Annotated in this window: 19 protein-coding genes; 16 read left to right on the forward strand and 3 right to left on the reverse strand. The window is 34.0% G+C overall.

What is annotated here, in order from left to right; genetic code table 11:
- The first annotated feature begins 132 nt into the window (after positions 1-132).
- From Q0F04_RS02655 to Q0F04_RS02665, 3 genes are read left to right on the forward strand one after another with little or no spacing between them, the layout of a single operon-like run.
- Complete coding sequence (locus tag Q0F04_RS02655) at positions 133-873, forward strand: NAD-dependent protein deacylase (protein WP_295749857.1); 741 nt, start codon at positions 133-135, stop codon at positions 871-873.
- A 44-nt stretch (positions 874-917) separates the two neighbouring features.
- Positions 918-1457, forward strand: a complete 540-nt coding sequence (gene epsC, locus Q0F04_RS02660; RefSeq protein WP_295749860.1) for a serine O-acetyltransferase EpsC — start codon at positions 918-920, stop codon at positions 1455-1457.
- Between the two features lie 8 nt (positions 1458-1465).
- Positions 1466-2773, forward strand: coding sequence for a hypothetical protein (locus Q0F04_RS02665; RefSeq protein ID WP_295749863.1), 1308 nt, complete (start codon positions 1466-1468; stop codon positions 2771-2773).
- Here the strand turns inward: Q0F04_RS02665 and Q0F04_RS02670 are convergent.
- Complete coding sequence (locus tag Q0F04_RS02670) at positions 2733-3248, reverse strand: hypothetical protein (protein ID WP_295749866.1); 516 nt, start codon at positions 3246-3248, stop codon at positions 2733-2735. The two genes, Q0F04_RS02665 and Q0F04_RS02670, sit on opposite strands and share 41 nt — an antisense overlap.
- Positions 3249-3348: 100 nt before the next feature.
- Here Q0F04_RS02670 and Q0F04_RS02675 point away from each other — a divergent pair, with 100 nt between their 5' ends.
- The 10 genes from Q0F04_RS02675 to Q0F04_RS02720 are packed head-to-tail and all read left to right on the forward strand — an operon-like array spanning position 3349 to position 12580.
- Positions 3349-4305 carry an FHA domain-containing protein gene (locus Q0F04_RS02675; RefSeq protein ID WP_295749868.1) on the forward strand — a complete coding sequence of 319 codons (957 nt, stop codon included), beginning with the start codon at positions 3349-3351 and terminating at the stop codon, positions 4303-4305.
- Entirely contained in the window at positions 4286-5611 is a 1326-nt protein-coding gene (locus Q0F04_RS02680; RefSeq protein ID WP_295749870.1) for a protein kinase, read from the forward strand. Before Q0F04_RS02675 ends, Q0F04_RS02680 begins: the two co-directional genes overlap by 20 nt.
- Positions 5608-7359, forward strand: a complete 1752-nt coding sequence (locus Q0F04_RS02685; protein WP_295749872.1) for a hypothetical protein — start codon at positions 5608-5610, stop codon at positions 7357-7359. The genes Q0F04_RS02680 and Q0F04_RS02685 overlap by 4 nt, the downstream gene beginning before the upstream one ends.
- Positions 7356-10556 carry an FtsK/SpoIIIE domain-containing protein gene (locus tag Q0F04_RS02690; protein ID WP_295749874.1) on the forward strand — a complete coding sequence of 1067 codons (3201 nt, stop codon included), beginning with the start codon at positions 7356-7358 and terminating at the stop codon, positions 10554-10556. Before Q0F04_RS02685 ends, Q0F04_RS02690 begins: the two co-directional genes overlap by 4 nt.
- Positions 10531-10755, forward strand: coding sequence for a hypothetical protein (locus Q0F04_RS02695; RefSeq protein WP_147325330.1), 225 nt, complete (start codon positions 10531-10533; stop codon positions 10753-10755). The genes Q0F04_RS02690 and Q0F04_RS02695 overlap by 26 nt, the downstream gene beginning before the upstream one ends.
- Before the next feature lie 2 nt (positions 10756-10757).
- Positions 10758-11051 carry a WXG100 family type VII secretion target gene (locus Q0F04_RS02700; protein WP_117571493.1) on the forward strand — a complete coding sequence of 98 codons (294 nt, stop codon included), beginning with the start codon at positions 10758-10760 and terminating at the stop codon, positions 11049-11051.
- Between the two features lie 12 nt (positions 11052-11063).
- Complete coding sequence (locus Q0F04_RS02705; RefSeq protein WP_117571492.1) at positions 11064-11348, forward strand: WXG100 family type VII secretion target; 285 nt, start codon at positions 11064-11066, stop codon at positions 11346-11348.
- Positions 11341-11514 carry a hypothetical protein gene (locus tag Q0F04_RS02710; protein ID WP_295749877.1) on the forward strand — a complete coding sequence of 58 codons (174 nt, stop codon included), beginning with the start codon at positions 11341-11343 and terminating at the stop codon, positions 11512-11514. The genes Q0F04_RS02705 and Q0F04_RS02710 overlap by 8 nt, the downstream gene beginning before the upstream one ends.
- The gene (locus tag Q0F04_RS02715; protein ID WP_295749879.1) at positions 11501-12295 is read left to right on the forward strand and encodes a hypothetical protein; all 795 of its coding nucleotides are present in this window, start codon (positions 11501-11503) and stop codon (positions 12293-12295) included. The genes Q0F04_RS02710 and Q0F04_RS02715 overlap by 14 nt, the downstream gene beginning before the upstream one ends.
- Before the next feature lie 12 nt (positions 12296-12307).
- The gene (locus Q0F04_RS02720; RefSeq protein WP_117571490.1) at positions 12308-12580 is read left to right on the forward strand and encodes a DUF4176 domain-containing protein; all 273 of its coding nucleotides are present in this window, start codon (positions 12308-12310) and stop codon (positions 12578-12580) included.
- A gap of 23 nt (positions 12581-12603) precedes the next feature.
- Here Q0F04_RS02720 and Q0F04_RS02725 read toward each other — a convergent pair whose 3' ends face one another.
- Positions 12604-13503 (reverse strand): hypothetical protein, encoded by a 900-nt coding sequence (locus Q0F04_RS02725; protein WP_295749882.1) that lies wholly within the window; start codon positions 13501-13503, stop codon positions 12604-12606.
- Complete coding sequence (locus tag Q0F04_RS02730; protein WP_295749884.1) at positions 13503-14528, reverse strand: peptidylprolyl isomerase; 1026 nt, start codon at positions 14526-14528, stop codon at positions 13503-13505. Before Q0F04_RS02730 ends, Q0F04_RS02725 begins: the two co-directional genes overlap by 1 nt.
- Before the next feature lie 132 nt (positions 14529-14660).
- Between Q0F04_RS02730 and sufC the strand changes: the two genes are divergently transcribed.
- From sufC to Q0F04_RS02745, 3 genes are read left to right on the forward strand one after another with little or no spacing between them, the layout of a single operon-like run.
- Complete coding sequence (gene sufC, locus Q0F04_RS02735; RefSeq protein ID WP_117571487.1) at positions 14661-15476, forward strand: Fe-S cluster assembly ATPase SufC; 816 nt, start codon at positions 14661-14663, stop codon at positions 15474-15476.
- Positions 15469-16242, forward strand: coding sequence for a SufD family Fe-S cluster assembly protein (locus Q0F04_RS02740; protein ID WP_295749885.1), 774 nt, complete (start codon positions 15469-15471; stop codon positions 16240-16242). The genes sufC and Q0F04_RS02740 overlap by 8 nt, the downstream gene beginning before the upstream one ends.
- Positions 16229-17470 carry a SufS family cysteine desulfurase gene (locus tag Q0F04_RS02745; RefSeq protein WP_295749886.1) on the forward strand — a complete coding sequence of 414 codons (1242 nt, stop codon included), beginning with the start codon at positions 16229-16231 and terminating at the stop codon, positions 17468-17470. Before Q0F04_RS02740 ends, Q0F04_RS02745 begins: the two co-directional genes overlap by 14 nt.
- Positions 17471-17476: the final 6 nt, after the last annotated feature.

Raw genomic sequence — 17476 nt, forward strand, 5'->3', positions numbered from 1 at the left:
ACACTATTAAAGTACATAAAAAAATAAATAATCTTAAATCACGAAAATTCGAAGATTATTTCATGCGTAATCACTATAGTTAATTATCTTCCTTTCTTTTCTTATTTAGGGGTATAATAGTTTCGGGAAGTGATGTTTATGTCTTTAAAAGATTGGATTCAAGAAAGTAATAATATAGTATTTTTTGGTGGTGCTGGTGTGTCTACAGAAAGTAACATTCCAGATTTTCGTAGTGATAATGGATTATATAAAAAGAAGTATCCATATCCGGCTGAGATTATGTTGTCGCATAGTTTTTATTTGAGTCATCCTAAAGAATTCTTTGATTTTTATTTTAATCAGATGATTTATCCAAATGCTAAACCGAATAAGGCGCATTATGCTCTTTCAAAGCTTGAAGAAATGGGTAAGCTAAAAGGGATTGTGACACAGAATATTGATGGCTTACATCAAATGGCCGGTTCTAAAAAGGTCTTTGAATTGCATGGAAGTGTTTTAAGAAATACGTGTACGCATTGTCAAACAAAGTATTCTTTAGAGGATATGATGAAGCTAAGAGATGATGAAGGTATTCCTAGATGCCCAAAGTGTGGTGCCATCATTAAGCCAGATGTTGTTTTGTATGAAGAAGGCTTAGATGAATATACATTGTATTCGGCTGTTCATGCGATTGAGCAGGCAGATCTTTTAATTGTAGGTGGTACAAGTCTTGTCGTATATCCTGCAGCTGGTTTAATTAACTATTTTCATGGCAAACATTTGGTTTTGATCAATAAAGATAGTACAAATATGGATTCAAAGGCGGATCTTGTGATTCATGATTCGATTGGTAAGGTATTAGATGATTCACTATGTGAAGTTTATGTGAAATAAACACTAAACTTGAAATTTAGACACAAATCAACTAAAATTTTATCATGTCAGAAAAAAAGAAGAGATCTTTTATCCGTGATGGATTATATAACATAGAAAGAACAATGCAGTTAGACCCTGCTGCACATTCAAAATGGGAAGTGTTTTGGTTGTATCCACATATTAAGGCCATTGGTTTTCATCGTATTGCCCATTGGTTTTGGATACACAATCATACATTTATAGCACGTTGGGTAAGTAATCGAGCAAGGCATTGGACAGGAATTGAAATTCACCCGGGTGCTGTGATTGGTCGTGGTTTGATGATTGATCATGGTATGGGAGTTGTGATTGGGGAAACGGCAATTATCGGTGATGATTGTCAGCTTTATCATGGTGTAACACTGGGTGGTACTGGAAAGCAGCATGTCAAAAGGCATCCAACTTTAGAGGATGGTGTATATATTGGCTGTGGTGCTAAATGTTTAGGAAATATTACTTTGAAAAAGGGTTGTCGTATAGGAGCAAATGCGGTCGTCTTAAAAGATGTTCCTGAAGGGGCAACTGCAGTGGGTATTCCTGCAAGAATTATAGAGAAGAAATAGGTGGTTGTATGTGGAAATATCGTTGTAAATCCCATTTAATAGCTTTAGTCGTAGCTTTTTTAGTTGGACTTGGCTTAAGTGCGGTTGTATTTACGAGTGGTATAGATATGAGTTCAGACATGTTGTCGAGTTCATTAAGTTCTGTACCCGGGGTAGATACAGAATCACTGAAACAGGTTTTAACGTATCTACAAAATAATATGTGGATCTTATATGTGGGTGATGCCTTATTAATTTCAGGTATCATCAATATCATTTATATTGGACAATATATAACAGCGCGATTCAACATCAGCCCATGGATCGTTATGTGTTTGATTTTCTTTTTACCTGAATATATGATCTATATTGGTGCCATCTTGGTTGTGCCTGCATTTATTGTATGTATTTATGGAATGTTAAGTTTGCGCAAAAGTATTTCGAAAGAGCGTCGCGAATTTAATTTTACAAGTGATGATGAATTGGTTCGTATGTATAAGATCCATCATGAATTGGATGAGTCTTATAAGGATCTCGCAAAGACTTGTCGTAAAAATGTGCGTAAATTAACAGGCATTTATGCGTTAGGTATTGTTGCCTTATTTGTGATTTTAATTGCCGTGAATAACATGATGCTTCTAGCTGTATTATTGATGTTCTACTTATTTGCGTTTAATTTGGTGTTACGTTATCGTGCTGTATCCCTTTTACCAATCACAAAATTATTATATGAAGATTGTAATCCAGAAGCTTGTGCAAGTGCTATTATTTATTATTGCACAAATTCAAAAGGACATACGCGTTTGAGTCAGCATACATTGTTTGCGCAATGCTTGATTTATTTAAATGATCCTGAATTGGCTCAAGATATATTGATCAGTTATCCACGTAAGGATGCCGCAAGTTCTTTACAATATTGGTCATTGATGTCGTATATTTATTATATGTTGAAGGATGAAGAGGCTTTATCTCGTTGTAAAGAAGAAGCTCAAAATATTCGTCTTCATTATGGACGTGCAGGTGTTATGATTCAAAGTGAAGAAATGGCGGCTATTGAAAATAAGATTCATCTTATGGATGGGGATTTGAATACTTGTAAGAAATATTATTTAAAAGGTCTACAAAGAGCGGCTTTTCCTTTCCAGCAAGTAGATTCATGTTACTACATCGCTTTGATTTCCTTTGTAGAAGAAGATTATAAATTGGCTCGCTTGTATTTTGAAAAAGTACTTGAGCTTGGAAATCGTATGTATTTTGTGAAAAAAGCGAAAAACTACTTAGATAAGATTGAAAAGATCAATCCTGAAACATCCAGTGATGAAGTAGAATATTCATAGTGAATGAAAAATAGATTTCGCAAAAGCCAGTAATGTGGCCAAACATAAATGTGAACACAAAACTCAATCCAATGTTGATAAAAAATAGGATTGAGTTTTTATTTAAGTTAACCGGAATATAAAGAAACCATTCAAGGATAAACCAGGCTACAAAAAGAATGGAAAGCCATACGTGTAGATCTTTTAAAATCGTAATATCGTTATATGGAATTGAACAAGAAAGAATCATGCCTAAACAGATTAGGGCATGATTTTTTTTATTGTAATTTACGTTATATTTTTCCCATATTTTTTTTGAATAATAATAAAATCCGATTGATGAACTTAGTGCCCATAAAAATAAATAGATGGGATGATGCAACTGATTTCCAATATAGGTTTGGTTGTCATAGAAGACGTCAATCCAGAAAAATGGAAGGAAATTCAGGATGGTTTGGATTAAATAAACGTGAATATAAGTTAGAAATTTCATCATTGTTTCATTTTAGACAAAAAAGTGCGAAAAATCAAAAAAATAATGAAAGTTTTCTGGAAAAAGTGCTAAAAAAAACGTTTAAGAGTATGGAGGTGATGAGATGTCCGAATGGATTGAACAAGATCACATGGATGAAAATCACTTGTATGTTCATTTGAAAAATCCAGAATTACTCGACCTATCCATTTTTGATCGACTATCGAACGATGATTTTTGTCTGCCATGTATGTTGACGAATGAAAAAACAGCATCGATGGTGTATGCGATTGAAGGCTATATTCCTTTACATGATTTTTTAAGTCAGTATGTGTTTGAAAAAGAAGAAGGCTATATATTCTTGCATCAGTTATTTGAACAAGCTATCGCATCCAACCGCAACAAGCCCGTTCTATTTGATCCAGACTATGTGTTTGTGTCTAGTTTTGGTGATTGCTTTGCGTTTGTCGTGGTGCCCATTCAAATATCGAATTGGATGTTTCAAAAGGATATGTCAGAAAAATGGGTGGAGTACATCGCAAAAACAATGCAGACTACAACGGCTTTTGAAATCCCTGGATTTTTATTGAAGTTTTTAAAGAGTGCAGAGTTCAGCTTACCCAATCTTGTCTTAGGTCTGGATAACATACGAAATTTATATTATCCGAAAAAGTTTTCTTTCTTTAAAAACAAGAGGATGCAGACATTTAAAGTCAAAGAACCCATACAAGCTTTCCATAAGTCGAAGCCTGTTGAATCTGTTTTGGAAGAAAAAACACAGCTTTTACAAGTAAAAGTAGACTTTTGTGCCTACTTGTTATGGAATCAGGAAAAATATGCATTGAGCAATGAAATCAATTTAGTGGGAAGAGCGATGGTATGTGATGTACGTATACAAGATGCGAGTGTTTCTTTAAAACATGCCAAAATCGTATGTGAAAATGATCGGTATTATATACAAGATCTAAAGAGTACGAATAAGACGTATCTGAACGAAAAAGAAGTAAAGCGTAAGATGCGATTAAAAGATGGCATGATGATACGGTTTGGTGATGTCGTGTGTGAATTTAAAGAACAATAGATATAAGATCATACATACCTATAATGCCAATGTCTATCGTGTCATGGATGAAATGAGTACGTGTGTTTATATTCTAAAAATCTGTCCAGATCATGAAACAGAACGATATAAACATCAATTTAAAACGGAAATCAATGTGCTCTCTAACTTAAATTCGATTCATGCCCCTAGCTTGATCACTTGTTTTGAAGAAGACTTTGCGCAATGCTTTGTCGAAACGTATATTCCAGGAATGAATGCGAAACAATACTTTCAAAAACATCGTTGTGTATTTAAGAAGTATCAATTACTTTTTGATATTTTAAAAGTCCTGCAAGATCTGCATCAGATTGGCTATCTCTATATTGATTTAAAACTTGAAAACATTATTTATTATCAGAACCATTTTTATTTGATTGATTTTAATGCATGTATTGAAAATCACTCACATGTGGCAGTGATGGCATCCAAATCCAATTGTGCACCTGAATTACTCACACTGAGTGAAAAGGATATTCGTTGTGATATCTATGCGCTTGGCTCTTTAGTACAAGAACTATTTGGTTTTTTCATGATGCCTGTGATTCTTTTGTGTCATCAAAAACAAGAGCGAAGAATATCTCGATTATCCACATTTAAGAACTTGATTTTTATACATATCATCATTCGAATCCTACTTGTACTTTCTATATGTATTCTGTCTGTCTTCCGTACAAGTCCAAAAAGTGTCTTTGATGCGTACTACAACCATCATCAAGTTGCCTTATTTGAAAAAGCGTATAAAGAGTCTGATAAAAAAGATCGTTTATATACGTGGATCTATAATGGCTGGATTTTAGATGAAGTATATGTCAATGAACAAGCATCTTTATTTTTAATGGAGGAGGCAATGGCGACAAAAGATGCTACTTTGATTCGATATGTATATGATCGTGTTTCTTTAGAAAAATGGCCAGAGCTACAAGCACTCGTATTGGTGTATTTAAATCCGGATGCCAAGCATATTGATGCGTGTATTAAGTTAGTTCATTCGAATAACTTGCTTCTAAAAGATAAATTGGATGTTTTAAATCAATGCCTACAGCTTGGTTTGCATAAAGAAATTAAAATTTCGATTCAACCGATTAAAGAATGGATTGAAAGTATGGATGCAGAGACATTAAAGATGTATCAAGCCGAATTTGAAAATCTAGGATGTAATTACTTGGAATATGTACTTTTATTACGAAATAAGGAGAGTGAGAATATGGAAATTCCAGTGGTTTTTATTGACAATTTGAAAAGTGAAAGATGGAAAAATCTTTATGAATTTTGGAGGGGTTTATGATTTCTCTACAAGATGTTGAATATACAGATTTTATATATTGGCAGGAAACAGAAAACTTTATTAATGGTGTAGCTTCTGCGACAGGAAATATTGAGTTATTTTTTGATGAAAAAGTGGATCGAGATTCTAGTTTAGTTCTTTATGATGGCAAAGAAATTGATTTAAATAATGAACATACTTTTATCGACATTCAAAAAGAAGGAATCACACAGCTTGTATATATTTTAAAAGATGTAGATGGCTATGCTTTACAGGAAGGTGAAAAGACAATTCTATTAGATACGACAATGCCAGATATTGTATTGAATACAAATAATCAAAAGATTCTAGATGTACTTCCTTTAGAAGATAAAGAAACCATTCATGTAAAGATCTTCGAAGAAAACGTCGAAAGTATTCAGGTCTATTTAGATGATGAACAAATAGATTGTGAAGGTCTTGAATTTGATGTGGATGTTACATCTAAAAATCAATCTTTACGAATCGTTTGTACGGATATTGCACAAAATAAGGTGGAAAGAGAAATTAAAATCTTACCTATTGAATATCCTGAATGCCTATTAAATTCTGCCGTGTATACAAAAGAAAATCATTCAAATCTTCAATTTGAATCGATATGTAAACAGGCGTTTAATTTGCACGTGTATTGTGATGGCATTTATTACTATTCGCTTGATTTAGAAGATAAAGATCAAGTGGTAATCGATCATTCAAAAAATGGAAAGTATACATTTGAGTTAGAACACAAAGTGTATCCACAATTTAAAAAACGTATTGAAGGTTCTATTGAATATTCGAATATTTTGCCGGTAGTCACATTAACGCCTTCAAGTAAGCTATCCAATGAAGATGTTATCGTGAATGCGATTCGCAATGTATCAAAATTAGAAAGAGGATATATCGATGTAGATCTTAATGGTATTAAGACGCGCTATGCGCTCAATGAAACAATTCGTTTACCAGCCATACATAATCAGGATGTCATCTATTGTGTGAGTGCATATGCCAAAGATATATATGGACATGAGGTAAGTGATCAAATCTATGTCCAAATTGATAAAAAGGCCCCTGCGAGTCAATTGTTTATGAACAATGAAGTGGTTGTGAATCGCATGAAATTAAAGAAGCTGCCAAGTTTAGAGTACAAGTTTGATGATTCAAATGCGTACATGCGAGTGGAGTACTATTTAAATGATACGTTCATGGATATGGATTTTGAGAAAGTCTTTAATCGTATGGTCAAAGATGATGTATTAAAAATTGTGACATATACAAGTGATGCGTTAATGAATCTAGAAAAGAAAGAATATGAATTTGTGTTTAGTCCCGATAAAGAGATTGAAATGGTTTCAAAAAGTGAACAAGTTCTAGAAAAAGATGAAGTGGTTGAATTTGAACGTGTCTGGGTTGTGAATGAAGATAATGAAGTGGTCTTAAAAAAGAATACGAAGCATATTCAAAAGGCTTCTAAGCCCAAAATTCACTATACGCGTAAAAAGAACAAGGTACAAATATGGTCTGAAGATAAGATTGAGTATGTTTTAGTCAATGGTAAGTGTATTCCAATTGAAAAAGATGTGGTGGGACACGATTATGTTGAAATTTCTTTGAAGAAGAAAAAGACGTCGATTGAGGTAAAGACAAAGCATCGCGAAGTATTAAAAAAAGAGGAAATTAAAAGGTCAGCTGTGAGAATCACTTTTATGCAGAAAATACGGATGTGGTTTAAACAAATCTTTAAATTATGATCAAACTATGGGTATACACAGATTCATCCTGTCACTACTTTGATTTAAACTGCATAAAGTCATTTTTAAAGTATTCCTTTGAAAAAAGAAGAAATGGTGTGTGTATCGTATGGAATCAATCTAAAAAACTGTTGCGGTATGGCGAATCATGCATTTTAGAAGAAGCTTTATTCTATCTAGAAGAAAAGGAAAGTACAATGTGTCATTTTCCGATTTCTAAAAAGATAAAGGTTGGAAGAAGTGATGCGTGTGAGATTCAATTATGTACAAATGGCGTATCTAGATATCATTTTCAAATTGAAGAAGGTGTATTACAGGATTTTGATAGTTTAAACGGTACGTATGTCAATTCAAAACGAGTAAAATGTTGCAGTCTTTGTATGCAGGATGAAATCGTGTTTGCGAATATTCGCATGATTTATTTAAAAGACTATGTACTTTTGGATATGGTCAATAATCCGTATATAAATGCAGAGCTAGATTGTAAAAATAGAGCGTATTATCCGTCTGATTTAAATGTTGAAATGCCAAAGGTTCAAAAGTTTGATATTCAGATGCCGCAAATTATGCGTACTGTACAAAAACAAAGTCTATTTAGTGCGATAGGACCGAGTTGTATGATCGCAAGTTCGGGTTTTATTTCTTCCATTCTAATTGGATATCTTCAAAAACAAAGAATAGAAACCCTCTTCACAAGTATGATCAGTTCTTTGACAATGGCATTTACTTTTATGGTGTATGGTTTATATAACCGGAATTATCAATATAAGTTAAGTGTAAAAGAGAGCACCAAAAGTATCGATATGTATAATGCCTACATTGAGAAGATGTATGAAAAGGGTGCTGTATCTAAAGGAGCATTTGAAAAGAAGATTGATGAATATATTTCTAAATATATAGATACATATCAACACGAAAACAGAGATGTGATCTATGTGGGGTGTACATACGACAAGTGGTGTGAAGTCAGTTATCGTGAAGTTTCGTATGAATATGCACTCAATGATTTGATGCAGAAAAGAGAACAGTTGATTTCAAACTTAAATCAATCTGTTCAAGTTCCAGTCTTTTTGAAACAAGGAGAGGTTTGTTGGATCAAAGGCGATGTGAAGGACAGCTTGGTTTTATTTGAGAATTATTTGTGGTATTCCAAACAAAAGCGTAAATGGGTATGGCTGCAGGAATTTAATGGAATGAAACGAATTCTTCTAAATCCCTATTGTGCAATTCATGAAAAAATCGATGCGGATACAATTGTCGTTGATGTAGAAGGGACATATCTTCCTAAGTCGTATTATTGTTTGATTTATGTGGGAAATCAAAAACCATCTTTCCATTATGACTACCAAATTCAAACGATTGCGATAACAGAATTAAGCTGCAATCGAAAACGACTTGTGTTACGAAATGAATATACAGATTTCTATGATGAACTGATCAAAATGGGTCCTATACGAAAATCTGAGTATGTAATGAAAGTACCAGTAGGAATCGATGATACCCAACAAATTGTATATATGGATTTTCAAACGTATGGTCCTCATGGCTTAGTCGCAGGTATGACGGGCTTTGGCAAGAGTGAATTTATTAGTTTTCTTTTAATGATGCTGATATGGCATAATACGCCTCAACAATTTCAATATATATTGATTGATTTTAAAGGTGGTGCCTTTGGACAACCATTTTATGAATTTACGCATTGTGCAGGAATTGTGACCAATTTAGATGCACAATCTATGGAACGTTTTTTTCAGAGCATGAATTATGAACTGGAGAAAAGACAGAGATTGTTCTTAAAAGAAAAGGTATCAGATATTCATTCCTACAATAAGATTCATACAATGTCACATTTATGGATCTTTGTGGATGAATTTGCCCAATTAAAAATGCGCTTTCCACAATTTATGTCGCAGTTACAGGAAATTGCACGCATTGGAAGATCACTTGGCATCCATTTGGTTTTAAGTACACAAAAACCTGCTGGTATTATTGATGATCAAGTTTGGTCAAATACAACTTGGCGAGCTTGTTTTCATGTGAGCAGCGTACAAGATAGTCGGGAAATGCTTCAAAATGAAATGGCGTATCATTTAAAAAATCCAGGAGATATGATTCTTTTGCACCAACAAAAAAATCAATCTTGTCGAAGTTTTTATTTGCAGAGTTCAATCGATGAAATAGCTTGGCGCGAAATCAATGAGAAAAAGGAAGTACTGCATTCAAACTATCATGCAGGTCAGCGCGTCATAGATGTATTAAAGGATCAAATTCATGATTTAAAGGAAGTAAGAGAATGGGTGTTATTACCTAAAAACATTCCTGAACATGTATTCGGTGTGTTAGATCTTCCTTTTGAACAAAGACAATGTGAGATTGAATTCATGTCATTACAGTTGTTGTATACAAAAAGTCTAGATATTGTATATCGTTTGATCAAGTATTTTGAAAATGAAACAATCTATGTATATGGAACAAACAGGTTGGATTCTTATGTTGATTTTAGTTTCTTTCAATCTCGTTATTTTTCAATGATTCATGAGGGTGTTTGTATTATTTTCGAAGATGAGAATTTGGATCTTTCTGAATTGGATCAACATGTAATTTCATTTGTGGTTACGAATAATGAAAACACAAATTTTAAATGGATTTTAAATAAGTATGTATTTGATATAGAGAGTTTAGATGATAAAAGAATATTTTTTGACACCTACCATCTGCCTTCGTATCTAAACTTGACGTTGTATCACAATGCATATGTTGAAATTTTATATCGAAAGATCAAAGAAACAGATCTGAAATTAAGAGATACAAAATCAATGATATTCAATAAGGAAAAAAACTGTATTGGTTTTGAATGTAAGAGTGATCGACCGGTTTTTATGGATGAAACAAAAAAATTATTCATTTTGTATATGCATACGGAGTATGAATTGGAAATCAATCGCATATGTGAAAGTTTAGCCCATCTCATGATCACAAGAGATTGGCATAAAGAGAGTGATGTATATGTAGTGTGTGTGGACATGCAGCTGTTAAATCAAGAGGTGTTTCAAAAGAAACTATACAACGCCCAGATTGTATGGGTTGGTTATGGCTTAAAAGAATATGGATATATGTTAAAGCGTAAGCTTCCATATGAACATTTTGATTGTGTCTTTTTTAAAGATCAAAATGAAGGGATTGGTATTTGTGAATGAGGTTGGAATATATCTGTCTTTTGATCTAAGAATGGTATATGTATCTCAATTGTATGTAGTGAAAATGTTTTTAAATGAGTTTTTAGGTTATGAAGTACTGTATGTGTTTAACGTGACAGGAAATTATTTTTTAGATTTAAATAAAACGTTTCAAGAAAATCAAATCGCTCATGGCGATATCTTAATTTACGGGAGGTAAAAATGAAAATATCAGTGGATTATTCTGAAGTCTATCAAGCGAGTGTTTATGTGAAAAACAAGGCGGATAGCTATAATGATTTAATTCAAAATTTATACAAAAAGGTGGAACAGATGCAAAGTATCTGGCAAGGTGTGGATCACTTAGCTTTTCAAAATCAACTCGAAGAATTCAGACCTTCATTAAATGAAATGTATCAAGTGATTCAAGAATACAGCAATGTATTGAAGCAGACAGCTTCGGTTTATGAACAGCTTCAGCAAGATCGTGTTGCGCAAGCTAGGCTGTTATTGTAGAAGGAGAAAAGTATGGCACAAATTCAAATATCAAGTGAAGATGTAATGGCATATTCTAAGCAGGTGGATGCGTATGCCAATGAGATTCGAACTGTATTTAACGAAATTGAATCTAGAATGTATTATGTGGAATCAATTTGGCAATCTCCTGCATCTAAGCATTTTATGGAAGAGTTTCAAAAGTTGAATCCAGCAATGATGTCGTATTTAGATACGTTAGCTCGTTTTTCTACGTACTTACATCAAACCGCAAATCTATATCAGGAAAATGAACAATCTTTGATGCGTTATGAATGAGATAAATTTCTACAATGCTTTGTCTAGTGATTTAAATGCGTTGTTAAATCAAACAAAAAATGTTGTATCGAATGAAGAGTTTGTCTATGTGAATCAAAAAATCAATCGAATTCAATATTTGATTCAAATTCAGATTCAGGGGATCATGAATCGTGAACGCCGATAGTGCAGCTTGTCAAAATCTAAGTCTTGAATATAAGGCATTGGCATCTCGACAGATTTATTCGAAAGATCCGACAATCAATGAAAGGCAATATCGTATTGCCAAAGAAATCATGGATATTGCGAATTATTTGTCGAAGAGTGCATCTTTAATTGAGTCTTGTGAGCACAAACAAAGTACTTGGAAACCTGGAAAGGTGAATTTGATCAAGTATACAAACTTAAATCTAGTTTCACAACTGACAAAACAGAGTCGGTATTCGTATGGATCGATTCGTTATACAAAGTCATTTAAAGAATGGAATAAAAATTACACAAAGCCTTATTTCCATGTAGGAGCTAATGCCACACTGCTTGATGGAGAAATTAAATCGAGTATTAGTGCAAGGATATGGAAGAACAAGAAGTTTGATCCGCGTATTGTTTTAAATGCAGAGTCAAGTCTTGCGTTACTATCTTCTACAGTGAATGCGCGTATTGGAAATTCAAAAGTCTATGCGAGTGCAAGGGCGACGGGTCAAGTCGGTGTTGCGTATGCGACTTGTAAAGCCGCTTTTTCTGCCAAAGAGCAGTCGTTTGAAGCTGGCGTTGGTGTTGCCGCATTACGTGGCGAGACACGTTGTGTATTGAACATTCTTGGCGCAAAAGTCACTTTAACAGCACAGGGAAGTGTAGGTAGTGCAGAGGCAAATTTCTCTTATCATTTTTCAAGCCGAGAGTGGGAAATCGGCTCAAAACTTGGCTTTATAGCAGGACTGGGCTTTAAAATCAACGTAAGTTATTAGAAAGGAGTAGGCATGAAAGATTTATTACCGATTGGTAGTGTCGTCACTTTAAAAGAGGGGACAAAGAAATTAATGATCATTGGTCGTCTTCAACAAAATGTGAAGACCAAAAAGCTCTATGATTATGCGGGATGTTTATGGCCAGAAGGCTACATGGATAAGGAGCATTGTTACGTATTTGATCATGAGGATATAGATTGTTTGTTCTATATAGGGTTACAGGATATAGAAGAATTTAATTTTCGGTTTGAACTGGATGAAATGATGAAAAAAATGGGCCACTAGACTTAATGTCTAATGGCCTTTTTTTAGTCGTTTGATTCAGATAAATCTGGTCTAGAAACTAGATATTCAGGATTGTTTGCCTTTAAATTATTGAATACATCTTGATCGTGTACTTCAAAATTATATTTCTTTAAATAATAAACAAGGCATTCTTTTGTGATGTCATCGTCACTGCTTAATGTAGTGTATACTTCATCTTTAATGTCTTTGTATGTATTGGATACTAATACAGCAACATAGGCATATGTATTTCCGCTGCTTTCGTTTGTGAAGACTTCATCGATAACTCCGGCTTTTTTTGTCTTTGACAATTTATTGATCAAACGAGTTGATAAATCCGTTGTCTTTGTCGTTACCAATGTTTCTTTTCCAGAATATGTTGCAGACTCAATCATATATTGTTGAGCGACTTCTTCTGGATCTGTTCCACTCTTTAATGCCTTCAATGCTTTTTTAGCTGTAGCCTTATTTTCACATTGAATGATACGAGCTTTACTTGGTTTGTATGTTTTTTGGATGTCTTTCTTTGCGTCTGTGAAGTATTTTTCAGTTAATTCACTTGCTTGTAAACTTGGAATTAGAACTTTATTCATATATTGTTTACTATTTTTATAGCCCAAGGATTGAATTTGTTCATCAAAGTTTTCCATGTTTTCTTTGTAGTTGTCGACTTGTTCTTGTGCTTTTTCCTTCATTTCCTTTGTAACTTTGACTTCTTGTTTGTAGATAGCCTGTTTTACAAGTTCCATTGTAAGATCTGTACCTGTCGATACTTTCAATAATTCATATTCATCACCCTTAGTGTATTTTGTATCACCAATAGTCATGATTGTTTCATCTTTATCTTTGATATTTGCGGTTGCCCCAGAGCATCCTGTCAACATCATAGCCGCACATACGAATAATATAGGTGTCTTTTTCATTATTGATCACCTCCATAAGTTGTTTTTACATAGCTGTCGAATTTTTTCTTTGTGTCTTTATCGTTGAATTTGATATCTAATTTTTTCGCATAAGAATCTAAGATCTTATATGAAAGAGAAGAATCACTGTTTAAGATGGCATACAATGCTTGGTTTGAAACAGTGTCACTTTTCGCATTGAAGATCTTCTTTGCGTTTGTTTCTTTTACATATACTTTATATAAGCTTGTTCCACTTGAACTTGTAACTGTAACCCAGTCGCTTGTTTCACCTTTTTTAAGAGCAATGGCGGCTGTTACAACGTCGGCAGGAACCGTAGATGTTGAACTTGAATCCGAACTTGTAGAATCTGAATCAATGTATCCTGCAAATCCTTTTTTATTAGCGGTATTTGAATCTTCAGAGAAGGCTTTGGCAACATCCGCAAAACTTTCTTTTTCTAAAGCCTTTTCAATATTACTTTTCTTTTTCGCTTCTGTTTCTGTTAGATTATCGGCATCACTAACTTCCATCTTAATAATAGATACGGTTCTTGGACTTTTTTCTTCCCAAGCCTTTTTCACTTCATCAAAATGTTTCGTGATGTATTTTTTGTTCATTTCTTTTTCTTTAACACTTGTTAAGCAATAATCATTTAACTCTTCATAGGATGCATAACCATATTTAGCAAGTTCTGTTGTTAGTGTGGATTCATAGTCATCGCTTTGACTCGATGCATTCGATTTGATGTTAGACTCTAATGTGCTAGCTTGTTTCTTTAAATCTTTTGTAGTTTTGATGGATTGATCAATAACGGCATTTTTATACATATTGTAAATAGTAGAGCCATCATAAGGTGTGGATTCATCATATAAATCATCAGCAGTAATGTCATCCTTATTAATAGAAGCAACAACTTGTTCGTTGTTCGCTGTTTTTGCGGAAACATTATCTTTATTGGTGTCGTAGATAAAGTAGCCAATAAAACCAATAATGATGATGGCAATAAGTACGACAAACCAGTTATTTCGTAAAATATCAGTCATAATTAACCTCCTTGAGAATGTCTTTTCAATTATACGAGATATCTTTTTAAATTGCAATGAAGGCTCGAGACGTATTAATTGAGATTTTAATAATTATTTGGTATTATATTGCAGTGAAAAGAGGTAGAAGGTATGGCAGATTTGGTCATTAAGGATCTTCATGTATCCGTGGAGAATAAAGAAATTTTAAAAGGGTTGAGCTTAACTGTAAAATCAGGTGAGCGTCATGCCCTAATGGGACCTAATGGAAATGGTAAGTCTACATTGCTTGCAGCCATTATGGGTAATCCAAAATATACAGTTACATCAGGTTCAATCACATTAGATGGAAAAGATGTACTACAAATGTCAGTCGATGAAAGAAGCAAAGCCGGACTTTTCTTGGGTATGCAATATCCGAGTGTTGTTTCTGGTGTTACAAACTCTGACTTTTTAAGAAGTGCCATCAATGCACGTTTAGAAAAACCAATCTCATTATTTAAATTCATCAAAGAAATGGATAAAGCTATTGAACAATTAGAAATGAAACCTGACTTGGCTCATCGTTTCTTAAATGATGGTTTTAGTGGTGGTGAAAAGAAACGTAATGAAATCGTTCAAATGATGATGTTAAAACCAGCCATTGCGATGTTGGATGAAATTGATTCAGGACTTGATGTCGATGCATTGCGTATTGTTTCAGATGCCATCAACCAATGTCAGCAACAAACAGATCTTGGTTTATTGATCGTATCTCACTATGCACGTTTCTATGAATATTTACAGCCAACACATGCTCACGTATTAATGGATGGACAAATCGTTGTATCTGGTGATGCAAGTTTGGTTGAAAAAGTTGACCAGGATGGATATGAATGGATTGAAAAAGAGTACCACGTAACCGCAAATAAAGAAGATGATAAACAACCTATTTCTTTAGGTTCTTGTGGAGCTAAAAAATATGCTTAATCGCAAGGAAGTACACAATAGCGAAACTTTAAACATTCAAATTGATCGTCATGATCAAAAATCATATTTAATTGAATTGAGTAAAGATTGTACAAAATTAGATTTGAATGTGGAATGTTTAGAAAATTCTTTTTCAAAATTCTTTATTTTAAACCATGCTGAAAATGCGTGCGAATTAAATATTAATATGGTACTTAAACAAGATGCCAATTGCCAAATGGGTGTCTTGGATCTAGAAAAAAGCCCATTGAAATGGAATCACTATGTGGATCTAAAAGAGCAGGGGGCTGAATATGAAATTTTAAGTGGTCAATTATGTCAGGAACACATTGAAAAAGTATGTGATATGGAAGTAAGACATAATGCGCCTCATACAAATGGTCAAATGAAAAACTTTGCCGTTTTATTTGATCATGGACAATATCAAATGGTTGCCAATGGAAATATCAAAAAGGGATGTTTCGATGCGCAGTCTCATCAGGCAACGCGTGTATTAACTTTGGGTCAGGGACATAAGACAAAAGTTATTCCCCTATTATTAATTGATGAAAATGATGTAAAGGCAAGCCATGCCCTAACCATTGGACAGCCTGATGCTGATCAATTGTATTATCTACAGTCTCGTGGATTGAGTACTAAACAAGCTGTAGGATTATTAAGTGTTGGCTATTTCTTGCCAGTTATTGATTTAGTTGAAGATGAAGAATTGAAAGAAAATCTTCGTCAAGAAATGGAAAGTAAGGTTGGATTATATGGACATCAATAAAATACGTAAAGATTTTCCGATTTTAACGCGTAAGATGTCAGATAAGCCTCTAGTGTATTTAGATAACGGAGCTACGACATTAAAGCCTCAACCTGTGATTGATGCCGTAGTAAATTATTATACATACCTTGGTGCCAATGCTCACCGTGGTGATTATGAAATGAGTGCACAGGTCGATGCGGCTTTTGAAGGGGCTCGTGTTCGTACTCAAAAATTCTTAAATGCGAAACACAAAGAAGAAATCGTATTTACATCAGGTTCGAGTGAAGGCTTGAATCTTGTAGCGATGATGGTTACAGAACAGCTTTTACATGAAGGGGATGTCATTTTAAGCGATGAAAGTGAACATGCCTCAAGTATTTTGCCTTGGATGCAGGCAGGAAAGAAAAAAGGAACTAAAATTGATTATATTCCTTTGGATGAAGAGGGTAAGATTACAGTTGAAAACTTTAAAAGTGTCTTAACCAATCAAGTTAAAGTTGTTGCGATTGCGATGGTTTCCAATGTTTTAGGTTTTGTAGCTCCTGTTAAGGAAATTGCCAAGATCTGTCATGAACGAGGCATTTTATTAGTGATTGATGGAGCACAGAGTACACCCCATTTAAATATTGATGTGCAAGATTTAGATTGTGATTTCTATGCGTTTAGTGCCCACAAGATGTGTGGTCCTACAGGCGTAGGTGCATTATATGGAAAGAAAAAATGGTTGGATCAGTTAGAACCAATTTTCTATGGTGGAGAAAGTAATGCGCGCTTTGATAAGTCTTGTTCATTAACTTTAAAGGAAACGCCATTAAAGTTTGAATCTGGAACACAACCTATTGAGGGTGTCATTGGTATGGCGGCTGCCATGGATTATTTGGATGCGATTGGAAAAGAGAATATCCATGCGCATGAAGTTGAATTAAAGGAATATTTCTTAGAAAAAGCGAAAGCTTTAGGAAATATCGTTGTATACAATGAAAATGCGAAGAGTGGCATTGTGACATTTAATGTGAAGGATAAAGATCAAATGATTTTTGCGCAAGATGTCGCAAGCTATTTAAATACGTTTGGCATTGCCGTTCGTTCGGGACAGCATTGTGCTAAATTACTTCCGGAAGTTTTAAAGACACCGGGTACTTGTCGTGCAAGTTTCTATTTGTACAACACAAAAGAAGAAGTCGATCAATTGATTGATGCTTTGAAGAATGCGACAGTGGAAAACTGTGTCAGCATTTTCTTTTAGGAAGGA

The organism is uncultured Holdemanella sp. (assembly GCF_934772795.1).
Classification (GTDB): Bacteria; Bacillota_I; Bacilli_A; order Erysipelotrichales; family Erysipelotrichaceae; genus Holdemanella.